This window comes from Aeromonas encheleia (assembly GCF_900637545.1).
Taxonomy (GTDB): Bacteria; Pseudomonadota; Gammaproteobacteria; order Enterobacterales; family Aeromonadaceae; genus Aeromonas; species Aeromonas encheleia.
Window position 1 is genome coordinate 2,464,116 of the sequence record NZ_LR134376.1, and the last position, 14,383, is coordinate 2,478,498.

A 14,383-nucleotide genomic window follows, 5' to 3' on the forward strand; every position below is an offset into this window, starting at 1 on the left:
GCTGAATCACACGCCACCATATAAAAAGGGGAGCCAGTGGCTCCCCTTTTTCGTGCTCTATGTTCCGCTCAGGAGGCGGTCTTGCCCCTGCTGCGCCTCGCCTTCACCATACCGACGATCATCGGCAGCAGCGAGACGACTATGATGCCGAAGATGAGCAGGGTGAAGTTATGGCGCACCACCGGCAGGTTGCCGAAGAAGTGGCCCGCATAGACGAAGGAGAGGACCCATAGCAGGCCGCCCACCAGGTTGAATGCCAGGAAGCGCGGATAGGTCATGGCCCCCATCCCGGCCACGAAGGGCGCGAAGGTACGCACTATGGGCAGGAAGCGGGTGATGATGATGGTCTTGCCACCGTGCTTGGCATAGAAGGCGTGGGTCTTGTCCAGATAGTCACGGCGGAAGATCTTCGAGTCCGGATTGCGAAACAGCTGCTCCCCGAAGAAGTGGCCTATGGTGTAGTTCACCACGTTGCCGAGCACTGCGGCCACGATCAGCACGGCCGCCAGGGTATGCACATCCAGCACGCTGCCGACGGTGAGTGCACCAGCGGCAAACAGCAGGGAATCGCCGGGCAGGAAAGGAGTCACCACCAGGCCGGTCTCACAGAAGATGATGAGGAACAGGATGGCGTAAACCCAGACGCCATAGTGCTCAAAAAGCTCTTTCAGATGCACGTCGACGTGCAGAATAAAATCAATCGCAAACAGGATCAGATCCATTTTTTCCATACCCATGAAGTGAACGGCGTGGAGTCTACGCCAATGGCTTGCGCGCCACAATCAGCGGCGCCGGTCGCCCTAGGGGAAAGCCCTGCCCCCGGTGGTGGCGACGTCAATTCCCGCCATCGGCAGAGGCATCCGGGTGACAAGGCGCGCCTATTCCAGGGCATCCAGCCCCTGCCTGACCGCCGCCGGCAGGCAGGACTCCCAGCCCCAGAGCAGCAACAGCAGCAGGCTGATGTCATCGAACCAGCCGAAGATCGGCACCAGATCCGGGATGAGATCCACCGGACTGATGCCATAGAGCAGGATCAGGATCACCAGCCCTTTGGCCCACCAGGGGGTCGCCGGGTGGCGAAAGCCAAAGTAGAGGCGGCGCAGACGCCGCCAGAGGAGCCAGCGCTTGCCGCTCGGCTTCTTGCCAAACCCGGCACTCAACTTTCGATCAACTCACTGCGCAGCCGCTGGATCTGATCCCGCATGGCGGCCGCCTGCTCGAACTCCAGATCCCGCGCATGCTGGAACATCTGCTCTTCCATCCGTTTGATCTCCTTGGCGATCTCGCTGGCGGTGCGAAGATGATACTCCCCTTGCGGCTCGGCCGCCTTGCGACCGCCCCTGCCCGCCTTGCCGGCCGTGCGGCTGCCGCCCATGTCCATCGCGTCCCCCACCGACTTGTTGAGGCCCCTGGGGGTGATGCCATGTTCCAAGTTGTGGGCGTGCTGCAGGGCACGGCGCCGCTCCGTCTCCTCAATGGCCACCCTCATGGAGTTGGTGATGGTATCGCCGTACAGGATCACCCTGCCGTTGAGGTTGCGGGCGGCGCGGCCTATGGTCTGGATGAGGGAGCGGGTGGAGCGCAGGAAGCCCTCCTTGTCCGCATCCAGGATGGCCACCAGAGAGACCTCCGGCATGTCGAGCCCTTCCCGCAGCAGGTTGATGCCCACCAGCACGTCGAACTTGCCGAGCCGCAGATCGCGGATGATCTCCACCCGCTCGACGGTGTCGATGTCCGAGTGCAGGTAGCGCACCCGCACGTCGTGATCCGCCAGGTATTCGGTCAAGTCCTCCGCCATCCGCTTGGTGAGGGTGGTGACCAGCACCCGCTCCTCCACCGCGACCCGCAGACGGATCTCGGACAGCAGATCGTCCACCTGAGTGGTGACCGGGCGCACCTCGATCTGTGGATCGAGCAAGCCGGTGGGGCGCACCACCTGCTGCACCACATCCTCACCGGACTTCTCCAGCTCGTAGGGGCCAGGGGTGGCCGAGACGAACACCGTCTGCGGCATCAGCGCCTCGAACTCGTCGAACTTCAGCGGTCTGTTGTCCAGCGCCGAGGGCAGACGGAAGCCGTACTCCACCAGGGTCTCCTTGCGGGATCTGTCCCCTTTGAACATGGCGCCGATCTGCGGCACGGTGACGTGGGACTCGTCGATGATGAGCAGGCCATCCCCCGGCAGGTAGTCGAACAGGGTGGGCGGCGGCTCGCCGGGGGCGCGTCCCGACAGATAGCGGCTGTAGTTTTCGATGCCCGAGCAGTAACCCAGCTCCTGCATCATCTCGATGTCGAACTGGGTGCGCTGGCTGATGCGCTGCTCCTCCACCAGCTTGCCCAGGCTCAGCAACTGCTCACGGCGCCCCTTGAGCTCCTCCTTGATGTGGTCGATGGCACCCAGGATGGTTTCGCGCGGCGTGGCGTAGTGGGTCTTGGGATAGATGGTGTAGCGCACTACCGTCTGCTCTATGGCCCCGGTCAGGGGATCGAACTGGGAGAGCCGCTCCACCTCCTCGTCGAACAGCTCCACCCGCAGCGCCAGCTTATCCGATTCGGCGGGGTAGATGTCGATCACCTCCCCGCGCACCCGGAAGGTGCCGCGGCCAAACGCCACGTCGTTGCGGGTGTATTGCAGCTCGGCGAGGCGGCGCAGTATGTCCCGCTGGTTGATGATGTCCCCCACCTTGAGGTGCAGCATCATGCTGAGGTAGGCCTGGGGATCCCCCAGACCATAGATGGCGGAGACGGAGGCGACGATCACCACGTCGCGCCGCTCCAGCAGCGCCTTGGTGGCCGACAGCCGCATCTGCTCTATGTGATCGTTGATGGAGGCATCCTTCTCGATGAAGGTGTCCGTGGTCGGCACATAGGCTTCCGGCTGGTAATAGTCGTAATAGGAGACGAAATACTCCACCGAGTTCTCGGGGAAGAACTCTTTCATCTCGCCATAGAGCTGGGCCGCCAGGGTCTTGTTCGGCGCCAATATCATGGTGGGCCTGTTCAGGGTGGCGATCACGTTGGCCATGGTGAAGGTCTTGCCCGAGCCGGTCACCCCGAGCAGGGTCTGGTGGGCAAGCCCGGACTCGATGCCATCGAGCAGCCGGGCGATCGCCTCTGGTTGATCCCCCGCGGGTTGAAACTGGCTGGCCAGCTTGAAAGGCTTATTCATGACGACTCCGGACAAAAAACAGCAAGAGAGAAGTGTACTCCGACTTGGGGTGGCCTGGGTATCCACTCCATATGGCCAAGCGGCTATTGACCCCGAAAAGCGAGCTCTGTATAGTGCGTCTCCTTGCCTGATGTTCCCCCGTAGTTCAGTCGGTAGAACGGCGGACTGTTAATCCGTATGTCACTGGTTCAAGTCCAGTCGGGGGAGCCAATTCCTCACCATCTCGGTGCAAGTTATCCACTTTAGTGCTTTCCTCTGCCGATTTTAATGCACAAGCCGCCCCTCGCGGCGACACTCCCATTTGATCCCCTCCCCCCGACCAGCAGCGTTTTGTTCTGCTGCGTATAACTATATGATTTTTATAGAAACATTTTTCTTCCGGTATTTTTTGAACAGTGCTTGCATCCCAGTATTGGCGCGGCCTGCAGGCTGATCGCCAAGTTTCATGAACAGGGTTATCCACAGTTTCTGTGGGTAAGTCGACCAAAGCCAGTCGCGGCCTAGGTTGGCAGCCAGTCCCGCCGACCGGGCACCGGTTGCGCCCCTCGTCCCCATTTTCTGCTGTTTTTGCCACCCCCCCTAAATGGGTCGAATGCTGACATTCCGGCCCCTTGGTCCTGTGCTTTTTTCGCCATGCCTCATGGCATGGGTCACCATCCGGGTCATGGCAGGGAACGGTGTCGGACAGCCCCCGGCTCCCCTCAGTCAAATATGCTGAAAAGCGTGCTCAGATGTGCCACTTGCAGCAGGTAATAAATTGTCCACAGGGGCCAAGCCCTCTCCCCCGCCGATAGCAGAAATCACTAATTGACAACGGGATCGGCAGTGCGAAAGAGAGGGTTTTCGCCCCTGCCGCCTCCCGCTCCGCTCCCCTGGCGGGTAGGGGGCCACTTAACTGTCTATTAATCCGCTTTGGCGCTTCTTTCTTGGTGAGGGATACGGCACAATATCGGCCCCACTTTTTTCCTCGGTTTTTCCGGGCATGACCATAGATTTCGTGACTCTGCTACACCAAAGCGACTCCCTGCTGCTGTTCGTGGTACTGGCCTTCGGCCTGCTGCTGGGCAAGGTACGTCTCGGCAACTTCCAGATTGGCAACACCATAGGCGTACTGTTCACCGCCCTGCTGTTCGGCCAGATGGGCTTCGAATTCACCGCCACCACGGAGAATGTCGGCTTTATGCTGTTCATCTTCTGCGTCGGTATCGAGGCGGGGCCCCACTTCTTCAGCGTCTTCCTGCGCGACGGCATCCACTACATCACCCTCACCCTGGTGATCCTGCTGACGGCCTTGCTGCTGACGGTGGGGCTGGCCAAGTTCTTCAACCTGGGGCCCGGCATGGCGGCCGGGATCCTGGCGGGCTCGCTTACCTCGACCCCGGCGCTGGTCGGGGCCCAGGATGCCCTGCGCAGCGGCCTGCTCAACCTGCCCCATCAGACCGACATGCAGTCCGTGCTCGACAACATGGGGATCGGCTATGCGCTGACCTACCTGGTGGGTCTGGTGGGGCTGATGCTGGTGGTGCGCTACCTGCCGTCCCTGGCCCGGCTGGATCTGAACACCGAGGCCCAGAAGATCGCCCGCGAGCGGGGGCTGTCCGATAACGAGAGCCGCAAGACCTATCTGCCCATCATCCGCGCCTATAGAGTCGGCCCCGAGCTCGCGGCCTGGATCGGCGGTCGCACCCTGCGCGAGACCGGCATCTATCCCCACACCGGCTGCTATGTTGAGCGGATCCGCCGCAACGGCATACTGGCGAGCCCGGATGGCGACGCAGTCATTCAGGAGGGGGACGAGATCGCCCTGGTCGGCTATCCGGAGAGCCACGAGAAGCTGGACGTCAACTACCGCAACGGCAAGGAGGTGTTCGACCGCAACCTGCTGGATCTGCAGATCGTCACCGAGGAGATAGTGGTGAAGAACGATGCGGTGGTGGGTCGCCATCTGGTGGAGCTCAACCTCACCGAGAAGGGCTGCTTCCTCAACCGGGTGGTGCGCTCCCAGATCGAGATGCCGTTCGATCGCAACATCATGCTGCAGAAGGGTGACGTGCTGCAGATCAGCGGCGAGAAGCAGCGGGTCAAGCTGCTGGCCAACAAGATAGGCTTCATCAGCATCCACAGCCAGACCACGGATCTGGTGGCCTTCACCACCTTCTTCGTGCTGGGCCTGCTGATCGGCTCCGTCTCCCTGGTGTTCGGCCAGATCGAGTTCGGCCTCGGCAACGCGGTCGGCCTGCTGCTGGCGGGGATCCTGATGGGCTACCTGCGGGCCAACCACCCCACCGTCGGCTATGTGCCGCCCGGCGCCCTGCGCCTGGCCAAGGATCTGGGTCTGGCGGTGTTCATGGTGAGCACCGGCCTCAAGGCCGGTGGCGGCATCCTGGATCACCTGAGCGAGGTCGGTGCCGTGGTGCTCTTCTCGGGCATGCTGGTCACCACCCTGCCGGTGCTGGTGGGCTACCTGTTCGGGGTCTGGGTGCTAAAGATGAACCCGGCGCTGCTGCTGGGGGCCATCACGGGGGCCCGTACCTGTGCCCCGGCCATGGACGTGGTGAACGAGGCGGCCAACAGCTCGATTCCGGCGCTCGGCTACGCCGGCACCTATGCGGTGGCCAACGTGATGCTGACCCTGGCGGGCTCCTTCATCATCGGCTTCTGGTTCTAACCCGGAATATACATCTCCATATCAACAGAGGGAGCCTACGGGCTCCCTCTTCATTCTTGTGGCTGCACTTCGCCCCTCTCCTCCTGTCAGCCGACCCACTTCTCTTGGATAGTGAGAATCGTGCTATCGGCTTCTCGCGATCAAACCCAATGAGCTAAAGCGCCCTCGGCCCGCCGCTTACACTCAATGAAATGAGTGAGGTGATCGTCATGAAATACTTATGGATTGTCATGATCTGGGTACTGGGTTCCCTGACGCCGGCCTGGAGTGCCAACGCCGACAAGACAACGACCAAGGAGAATGAGGAAGAAGATCGCAGCGCCCTGATCTTCGCCAGCAAGGATCTGGCCAAACCCATGCTGGGGGATCTCGATGCCATGCTGGAGCGACGCACCATCAGGGTGCTGACCACCTACAACAAGACCGGCTACTTCATCCACAAGGGGGTGCAACGGGGGGTCACCTACGACGCCTTCATGCAGGTTGAAAAACGGCTGAACGAGCAACTGCGCAAAGACAAGGCCATCAAGCGCCACCTCAAGCTGAACTTCGTCTTCATCCCGGTCGCCCGCGAGGCCCTGCTCCAGGCTCTCATGGAGGGCAAGGGTGACATCGCCGCCGCCAACCTCACCATCACGGACAAACGCAGGCAACAGGGGGTGGAATTCACCGCCCCCCTGCTGGAGAACGTGCGCGAGCTGCTGATCTCGGGGCCGGACTCCCCCAAGGTGGAGAGCGCCGCCGATCTCGGGGGCAAGAGCGTCTATGTCAGGCCCTCCTCCAGCTACTTCGAGAGCCTGGTCGCCTATAACCAGGCGCGCAAGGAGGCGGGTGAACCGCTCATCGACATCCAGCCGGCCTCGGAGGTGCTGGAGGATGAAGATCTGGTGGAGATGGTCAACGCGGGCTTGCTGCCCTTCATCGTCATGGATGAACACAAGGCCCGCTTCTGGCAGAAGATCTTCCCGGCTATCCAGATCCACGAAGAACCGGTGTTCCGCGACGGCGGCATCATCGCCTGGGCGGTGCGCAAGGAGAGCCCCCAGCTGCTCGCCATGCTCAACGAGCAGATTGCCGCGCTGCGGGGCAAGTCGACGGGAGAAGCGCTCCTGGCCCGCTACCTCAAGCAGAACAAGTTCATCAAGAGCGCCGCCGCCGAGGCCGAGCGCAAGAAATTCCTGCAGGTGGTGGAGCTGTTTCGCCAGTATGGGGAGCGCTTCGACGTGGACTGGCTGCTGATCGCGGCCCAGGGCTATCAGGAGTCGGCGCTCAATCAGAAGGCGCGCAGCCGGGTCGGCGCCATCGGCATCATGCAGATCATGCCCGCCACCGGGAAGGGGCTGAAGGTGGGTGACATCCGTCAGCTCGAGCCGAACATCCACGGCGGCGTCAAATACATGCGCTGGATGATCGATCACTACTATGCGGACGAGCCCATGACCGCCCTCGACAAGGCCTTGTTCTCGTTTGCCTCTTACAACGCCGGCCCCGCCCGGGTGGCACGGCTGCGCGCCGAGGCCAAGAAGCGGGGGCTGGATCCCAACGTCTGGTTCCATAACGTCGAGTACGTGGCGGCGGAGAAGATAGGCCCCGAGACCGTGACCTATGTGGGCAACATCTACAAGTACTACATCGCCTACAAACTGGTGATGGAGCAGGTCACCCTCAAGCAGAAAGCCACCGACGCCATCAAGCAGCAGGAAGCGGCGGGCAAGCCGGTCTCAGGGGCGGAGAAATCCTAGCCAGGACCCAGTGACGCCAGGCCGGGCTCTCCTCTGTTCAAGAGGAGATCCCAGCTCCGTTAAAGATGGACAGCGGCTCGCGCCGAGCCGGTCAATGGCAGCAAGCAGGCCAGGGCAGGAAGGAAGGAAGGAAGGAAGCGTCCTTGCAATCCGAGTCTCATGCCTCCTTGTCACCTCGCAACAGATCCAGCAGTAGGCTGCCGTCGCGCAGGGCCTTGTGCACCTGCACCGAGGTGGGCTTGGTGGGGTCTTCGTAGAAGTGGGTGGACTCGATCTGCAGGCGCACCAGGTACTCGGCCGGCAGTTGGCTGGCAAGCGACTGATGCAGCATGGGGAACAGCAGCCGATCGGCGCGGGTGATCTCCCCCCCCAGCAGCAGCTTGCCCGGGTTGAGCAGACAGATGAGGTTGGAGAGCACCCGGGAGAGCCGGCCGGCGGCCTGATGCAAGATGTCCTGGCACAGGCTGTTGCCCGCCAGCGCCAGCTCGCACAGCTCGCGGATATTGACGCTCGCCGGCAGATCGTGCTCCTGCATGCGCTCGCGCAGATCCCGGTATTGCGCCTCCAGTGCCTGGTTGGTCACCAGGGTGCAGGCACAGCCGAAGCCGCCGCAATAGCAGCGCTGGCCGTAGGGCTCGAGCTGCAGATGGCTGAGATCGCCGAGCAGGGCCGACTCGCTCTCGATGAGCTGGCCGTTGACCACCATGCCGACCCCGATGTCGTTGTGCACAAACACCAGCACCGCATCGGCGCAGTTCTTGGCGGCGCCCCATTCGCGCTCGGCCTGGATCCAGGTGCGCACGTCGCCGCTCACCAGCACCGGCACCTCAAATGCCTGCTGCAGGGTGGGGCCCAGGGGCCAGTTGCGCAGATCGTAGAAGGGGAAGTGCTTCACCATGCCGGAGTGGCGCTCCACCTGCCCCGGCAGGCAGAGGGCGATGCAGGCCAGCCGCAGGGACTTCTTCGGCAGGAAACCGTCGATGGCCCGCACCAGGCTGGCCAGCAGATCGGCGCGCTCCGCCTCGCTGAACAGGTGGCGATGACGCGCCAGGGAGCGGCCAGCCAGATCGAACAGGGCCATGTCCACATAGCCACGGCCGAGGCGCATGGAGAGAAACTGGAAACGGCGCTCGTTGATGCGCAGCAGGGTCTGGCGCCGGCCACGGCCCACCGAGCTCTCGCCACAGGTCACCACCAGGCCGCCATCGAGTAGCTCACGGGTGATCTTGGTGATGCTGGCCGGCGAGAGGCCAGTCAAACGGGACAGATCGGTACGGGACAGCTCCTTGTGCTCCTCCAGGCTGGCATAGACCAGGCCATAGTTGAGCTGACGGATCAAATCGATACTGCCTTTCACGATCTCATTCATAGGGTATGGGTTAACGAAAAGAGCGGATGCCCAGATTTTCCCACATTCTGCGCCGATCCCCAAATTTGCCGGCGGGAAATCCCCACCTGACGGCAAAAACGTGACGGCTAACGAGAGGGGGAGCCAGGCCGGCGCAATTTATCGCCCATGCTAGCCAGGCTGGCGAACCGGCGTTGAGCGCTGGCCGAGCGGGGGCCCCTTTCGCTACAATCCCGTCCTCCTCACCATTGACCCTACGAGCTGACTCATGAGCACCTGTCCCTGCGGTTCTTCCCTCTCACTCGCGCTGTGCTGCGGCCTACTCCATGACGGTCAGCCGGCCGCCAGCGCCGAGCAGCTTATGCGCTCGCGCTACAGCGCCTTCGTGCTGGGGCTCGGCGACTATCTGGTACACAGCTGGCACCCTGATCACCTCGGTGGTCTGACGGCGGATCAGCTCTCCCACACCGACACCCGATGGGATGGGCTGGAGATCCTCGCCGCCCGGGGTGGCCCCGCGGACGACACCGGCATGGTGGAGTTCAAGGCCTGGTTCAAGGAGGAGGATGAGCGTCACTGCCTGCATGAGCGCTCCCGCTTCGTACGCCATCAGGGGCGCTGGGTCTACGCCGATGGCGAGCAGGATCCGGCGCCGCTCAAGATCGGCCGTAACGACCCCTGCCCCTGTGGCAGCGGCAAGAAGCACAAGAAATGCTGCGGCTGAGCTGAGCAGCGCGCCATGTGACGAGGGGCCCCAGGGCCCCTCTCTTGTTGTGGCTATGTGACAAAAGTCACAATTTGCTCATTCACTCGCCTTTTGTGAGCGTTTGCGAACATTAACTTGGCCCATATCAAACATTTTTACCAAAGGAGGCGCCACACTGGCCCCATCTGGACGAGATGAGACGGGCAAGAATGAAAAGAATAACCACAGAGGTCGTCATCATAGGCGGCGGCGCCACCGGCGCCGGCATCATGCGCGACTGTGCGCTGCGCGGCATCGACTGCATCCTGCTGGAGCGGGATGACATCGCCGCCGGCACCACCGGCCGCAACCACGGTCTGCTCCACTCGGGCGCCCGCTACGCGGTGACGGATCCGGAGTCCGCCCGCGAGTGCATTGCGGAGAACCGCATCCTCAAGCGGATCGCCAGCCACTGCGTCGAGGCGACCGGCGGCCTCTTCGTCACCCTGCCGGAAGATGACATCCATTTTCAAACCACCTTCATGGCCGCCTGCGCCCAGGCGGGCATCGACACCCGCCAGCTTGATCCCCGCGAAGCGCTGCTGCTCGAACCCAACGCTAACCCGGCGATGATCGGCGCCATCCATGTGCCGGATGGCACGGTCGATCCGTTCCGCCTCGCCGCCGCAAACGTCTTGGATGCCAAAGAACATGGCGCGCGTATCTTCACCCACAGCAAGGTGCTGGGGCTGCTGCGCAGTCAGGATCGGGTACACGGGGTCAAAGCGATCAACACCCGTACCGGCGAAGCGTTCGAGGTGGAGTGTCAGGAGGTGATCAACGCCGCCGGCATCTGGGGTCAGCAAATTTGCGAATACGCCGATCTCGGCATCCGCATGTTCCCGGCCAAGGGCTCCCTGCTCATCATGGATTACCGCATCAACCAGCTGGTGCTCAACCGCGCCCGCAAACCGGCGGATGCGGACATTCTGGTGCCGGGCGATACCATCTCCCTCATCGGCACCACCTCGAGTCGCATCGATTACAACAAGATTGACCAGCTCACTGTCGATCCAGAAGAGGTGGAAGTGCTGCTGCGCGAGGGGATCAAGCTCGCCCCCATCATGGCCCGCACCCGTCTGCTGCGCGCCTACGCCGGGGTTCGCCCGCTGGTGGCGGTGGACGGTGACGAGACCGGCCGCAACATCAGCCGCGGCATAGTGCTGCTGGATCACGGCGAGCGCGACGGCCTGCAGGGCTTCAACACCATCACCGGCGGCAAGCTGATGACCTACCGGCTGATGGCGGAGATGGCCACCGACCTCATCGCCAAAAAGATCGGCAACAAGGTCCCCTGCCTCACCGCCGAGCTCAGCCTGCCCGGCTCGCGGGAGCCGGAGAAGGTCTCGGCCCCCGGCCTGTCGGCCCCGGTCGAGGGCTCGGCCCAGTATCGCCACGGCGAGCGGGTCATCGCGTTTTTCCGCGACAACCCCAAGGCCAACGCCCTCATCTGCGAGTGCGAGATGGTGACCGCCGGCGAGATCGAATACGCCCTGCGCGAGCTGGACGTGGACAACCTGGTGGATCTGCGTCGCCGCACCCGCCTCGGCATGGGCCCCTGCCAGGGTGAGCTGTGCGCCTATCGCGCCGCCGGCCTGATGCAGGAGTACGGCAAGGCCGATGGCCGTGAGGCCTGCGTCATGCTGCGCCAGTTCCTGGAGGAACGCTACAAGGGCACCCGCCCCGTGCTCTGGGGGGACGCCCTGCGGGAGGCGGAGTTTACCTACTGGATCTACGAAGGACTGTTTGGCCTGGGAGAGTGGACGGCGCCCCATCTGGTGGCCGAGCCCCCCTTCCCGCTCGACACTGCGGCCAAGAGTGCCAAAGGGGACGCTAGCCAGGCCTTATCGACTCAAGGAGAGCCATCATGAAATTCGACAGTATCGTTATCGGCGGCGGCATGGCGGGCCTGTCGGCGGCGCTGCGCCTGGCCGAAGCGGGTCAGAAGACGCTGCTGATGGCCTCCGGCCAGAGCGCCCTGCACTTCTCCTCAGGCTCCATCGATCTGCTGGAAAGCGACGGGGATCCCCGCGCCGCCCTGCCCGCCTTCCTGGCCGCGCACCCCGAGCATCCCTACGGCAAGGTGGGGCTCGCCAACATAGAGGCGAGCCTCGCGGATCTGCAGCGCCACTGCGCGGAAGAGGGCCTGCCGCTGTTTCGCCAGGAGCGCAATCACCAGCGGCTGACTCCCATCGGCACCCTCAAGTCCACCTGGCTCTCGCCCGCGACCTGCGCCTGCCTGACCGATGCCCCGGCCCCCGCGGCCATCTTGCTGGCCACCCTGGCCGGCTTTCGCGACTTCCACCCGGCGCTGGCGGCGGCCAATCTCGCGGCCCAGCCACGTTTCGCCCATTGCCGCATCCTGACGGGCGAAATTCGCCTGCCCCAGCTGGCGGAGTTCAGCCGCAATCCCCACGAGTTTCGCTCCGCCGACATAGCGCGGTTGTTCGATAAACAGCAGCACGACAAACAGGATCTGCTGGCGGATCTGGCCCGCGAGATCGGCCGCATGGTGCAGGAGTGTGGCGAACCGGGCTGCCGTCATATCGTGCTGCCCGCCTGCCTCTCCCTCGGCCTGGTCGGCCCGCGCCTGGCGGAGCTGGAGCAGCGCACCGGCTGCACCATCAAGGAGGTGGCCACCATGCCGCCCTCCCTCATCGGCATGCGGATGCAGGAGGCGCTCAAGCGCCGCTTCATGGCGCTCGGCGGCACCTTCCTCACCAGCGAGCGGGTGCTGGGCGCTAGCTTCGACGGGGATAAGGTGATCGGGGTTCATAGCCAGAACGGCGACGATCAGCTGTTCGAGGCGGACCACTTCGTGCTCGCCTCCGGCAGTTTCTTCAGCCGCGGCCTGGAGTCCCGCCTCGGCGGCATTCGCGAGCCCATCTTCGACGCCGACGTGCTGAGCCTCCCCGAGCGCGACGCCTGGGCCGGCCGCCGCCTGTTCGACCATCACCCCTTCATGGGCTTCGGGGTCAAGACGGACGCGCAACTGCGGGTGCTGCGCGGCGGCAAGCCCCTCGTCAACCTCTATGGCGCCGGCAGCGTGCTGGCCCATTACGACCCCGTGCGAGAGGGGTCAGGATCCGGGGTCGCCGTCGCCACCGGCTGGCAGGCCGCCGGCCATATTCTGGCAGGGGTGTGAGATGCCCACCCTGCATTTCCTGACTGCGGGCAGCCCGCTGCCTGCTCGACAATCCCATTGCCGCGTCCCTTGCGCTTTCAATCCGGCCCGGGAGGAGTAAATCATGCTACTGGATCACGCCAATCAAACCTTCGATCAGTGCATCAAATGCACCGTCTGCACCGCCTACTGCCCGGTGGCCAAGGCCAATCCCGCCTACCCGGGCCCGAAACAGGCCGGTCCCGACGGGGAGCGACTGCGCATCAAGAGCCCTGAGCTGTTCGACAGCGCCCTCAAGCACTGCACCAACTGCAAACGCTGTGAGGTGGCCTGCCCGAGCGGGGTGCGCATCGGCGACATCATCGCCAAGGCCAAGGACAAGTACAGCGGCTTCAAGCCGGGGATCCGCGAGTTCGTGCTCTCCCACACCGATCTGATGGGCGGCATGTCCACCCTGATGGCGCCCGTGGTCAACTTCACCACCGGCCTCAAGCCCATGAAGCTGGTGCTGGACAAGGCGCTCGGCGTCTCCTCCCACCGCGATCTGCCCAAGTATTCGCAAGGCACCTTCCGCGGCTGGTACAAGAAACAGAAAGCCAGCCAGGCCCGCTTTGAACGCCAGATAGCCTATTTCCACGGCTGTTACGTCAACTACAACCACCCGCAGCTCGGCAAGGAGCTGATGCAGGTGCTCAACGCCATGAACATAGGCATGCAACTGCTGGAGCGGGAGAAGTGCTGCGGCGTGCCGCTGATCGCCAACGGTTTCATGGACAAGGCCAAGCGCCAGGCCGCCTTCAACATCCAGCAGCTGGAGAACACCCTGCTCGGCAACGAGATGCCGCTGTTGGCCACCTCCTCCACCTGCGGCTTCACCCTGCGGGACGAATACCCCCACCTGCTGGAGCAGGACAACCACAAGGTGCGGGATCGCATCTCCCTGGTGACCCGCTTCCTGTGGAACGAGTTTTACCAGGGCAACAAGCCGGCCATGAAGCCGCTCAATCTGCACATCGCTTACCACACCCCCTGCCACATGGAGAAGATGGGGGGCGTCATCTACACCCTCGAATTGCTGCGCGCCATTCCTGGGGTCAGGGTGACGGTACTGGAGTCCCAGTGCTGCGGCATCGCCGGCACCTATGGCTTCAAGTCGGAGAACTACCAGACCAGCCAGGCCATAGGCGAAGGGCTCTTCGATCAGATAAACCGCCTCAAGCCTGATCTCGTCATCACCGACTGCGAGACCTGCAAGTGGCAGATAGAGATGAGCACCGCCTTCCGTTGCGAGCATCCCATCCATCTGCTGGCCCAGGCGCTGATATGAGGGCTGGCATGGCAACAGGCGAATCGAGATGAGCACGCCGATTTACCGCTGCGAGCATCCCATTCATCTGCTGGCGCAGGCGTTGGTATGAGGGCTGGCATGACAACAGGCGAATCAAGATGAGCACGCCGATTTCCCGCTGCGAACACCCCACCCATCTGCTGGCCCAGGCGCTGATATGAGGGCAGGCATGACAGGTTGTTTGGAGGCATAGGCAGAGAGATAACAAGACCAGCACGCCAAGACGTCGCCGTGCTGGT

10 protein-coding genes and 1 tRNA gene are annotated in these 14,383 nt (G+C 63.1%); 7 read left to right on the forward strand and 4 right to left on the reverse strand.

All coding sequences use genetic code 11. From position 1 onward, the window contains the following. Window positions 1-68 precede the first annotated feature (68 nt). The 3 genes from EL255_RS11440 to uvrB all read right to left on the reverse strand — a co-directional run bounded on the left by EL255_RS11440 (window position 69) and on the right by uvrB (window position 3,169). Window positions 69-722 carry a DedA family protein gene (locus EL255_RS11440; protein WP_042652306.1) on the reverse strand — a complete coding sequence of 218 codons (654 nt, stop codon included), beginning with the start codon at window positions 720-722 and terminating at the stop codon, window positions 69-71. A gap of 156 nt (window positions 723-878) precedes the next feature. Further along, a complete protein-coding gene (locus tag EL255_RS11445; RefSeq protein WP_042652307.1) occupies window positions 879-1,160 on the reverse strand; it encodes a YkvA family protein in 282 nt (93 codons plus the stop codon). Next, window positions 1,157-3,169 carry an excinuclease ABC subunit UvrB gene (gene uvrB / locus EL255_RS11450; RefSeq protein ID WP_042652308.1) on the reverse strand — a complete coding sequence of 671 codons (2,013 nt, stop codon included), beginning with the start codon at window positions 3,167-3,169 and terminating at the stop codon, window positions 1,157-1,159. Before uvrB ends, EL255_RS11445 begins: the two co-directional genes overlap by 4 nt. Window positions 3,170-3,303: 134 nt before the next feature. On the opposite strand from uvrB, the gene EL255_RS11455 reads away from it, so the two are divergent. From EL255_RS11455 to EL255_RS11470, 3 genes are all read left to right on the forward strand, one after another. Then, window positions 3,304-3,379: transfer RNA gene (locus EL255_RS11455), tRNA-Asn, on the forward strand. Window positions 3,380-4,151: 772 nt separating this feature from the next. After that, on the forward strand, window positions 4,152-5,837 hold the full coding sequence (locus tag EL255_RS11465; RefSeq protein WP_042652309.1) for an aspartate:alanine antiporter: 1,686 nt from the start codon (window positions 4,152-4,154) through the stop codon (window positions 5,835-5,837). Between the two features lie 356 nt (window positions 5,838-6,193). Continuing rightward, on the forward strand, window positions 6,194-7,579 hold the full coding sequence (locus EL255_RS11470; RefSeq protein ID WP_408608810.1) for an MltF family protein: 1,386 nt from the start codon (window positions 6,194-6,196) through the stop codon (window positions 7,577-7,579). 157 nt (window positions 7,580-7,736) lie between these two features. Here the strand turns inward: EL255_RS11470 and EL255_RS11475 are convergent, their stop codons facing one another. Then, window positions 7,737-8,948 carry an ROK family transcriptional regulator gene (locus EL255_RS11475; RefSeq protein WP_042652310.1) on the reverse strand — a complete coding sequence of 404 codons (1,212 nt, stop codon included), beginning with the start codon at window positions 8,946-8,948 and terminating at the stop codon, window positions 7,737-7,739. 247 nt (window positions 8,949-9,195) lie between these two features. On the opposite strand from EL255_RS11475, the gene EL255_RS11480 reads away from it, so the two are divergent. From EL255_RS11480 to glpC, 4 genes are all read left to right on the forward strand, one after another. After that, on the forward strand, window positions 9,196-9,651 hold the full coding sequence (locus tag EL255_RS11480) for a YchJ family protein (RefSeq protein ID WP_084228277.1): 456 nt from the start codon (window positions 9,196-9,198) through the stop codon (window positions 9,649-9,651). 191 nt (window positions 9,652-9,842) lie between these two features. Next, complete coding sequence (glpA, locus tag EL255_RS11485) at window positions 9,843-11,543, forward strand: anaerobic glycerol-3-phosphate dehydrogenase subunit A (protein WP_042652312.1); 1,701 nt, start codon at window positions 9,843-9,845, stop codon at window positions 11,541-11,543. Continuing rightward, a complete protein-coding gene (gene glpB, locus EL255_RS11490) occupies window positions 11,540-12,817 on the forward strand; it encodes a glycerol-3-phosphate dehydrogenase subunit GlpB (protein ID WP_042652313.1) in 1,278 nt (425 codons plus the stop codon). The genes glpA and glpB overlap by 4 nt, the downstream gene beginning before the upstream one ends. Before the next feature lie 103 nt (window positions 12,818-12,920). Continuing rightward, window positions 12,921-14,123, forward strand: coding sequence for an anaerobic glycerol-3-phosphate dehydrogenase subunit GlpC (glpC, locus tag EL255_RS11495; RefSeq protein ID WP_042652314.1), 1,203 nt, complete (start codon window positions 12,921-12,923; stop codon window positions 14,121-14,123). Window positions 14,124-14,383: the final 260 nt, after the last annotated feature.

What these genes read in the sequence shown, in the direction of transcription:
- EL255_RS11465 (WP_042652309.1), top strand. Translation starts at nt 4,152, where the DNA reads ATGACCATAGATTTCGTGACTCTGCTACACCAAAGCGACTCCCTGCTG.
- EL255_RS11440 (WP_042652306.1), bottom strand. Translation starts at nt 722, where the DNA reads ATGGATCTGATCCTGTTTGCGATTGATTTTATTCTGCACGTCGACGTG.
- glpB (WP_042652313.1), top strand. Translation starts at nt 11,540, where the DNA reads ATGAAATTCGACAGTATCGTTATCGGCGGCGGCATGGCGGGCCTGTCG.
- EL255_RS11480 (WP_084228277.1), top strand. Translation starts at nt 9,196, where the DNA reads ATGAGCACCTGTCCCTGCGGTTCTTCCCTCTCACTCGCGCTGTGCTGC.
- EL255_RS11475 (WP_042652310.1), bottom strand. Translation starts at nt 8,948, where the DNA reads ATGAATGAGATCGTGAAAGGCAGTATCGATTTGATCCGTCAGCTCAAC.
- glpA (WP_042652312.1), top strand. Translation starts at nt 9,843, where the DNA reads ATGAAAAGAATAACCACAGAGGTCGTCATCATAGGCGGCGGCGCCACC.
- glpC (WP_042652314.1), top strand. Translation starts at nt 12,921, where the DNA reads ATGCTACTGGATCACGCCAATCAAACCTTCGATCAGTGCATCAAATGC.
- uvrB (WP_042652308.1), bottom strand. Translation starts at nt 3,169, where the DNA reads ATGAATAAGCCTTTCAAGCTGGCCAGCCAGTTTCAACCCGCGGGGGAT.
- EL255_RS11470 (WP_408608810.1), top strand. Translation starts at nt 6,194, where the DNA reads ATGCTGGGGGATCTCGATGCCATGCTGGAGCGACGCACCATCAGGGTG.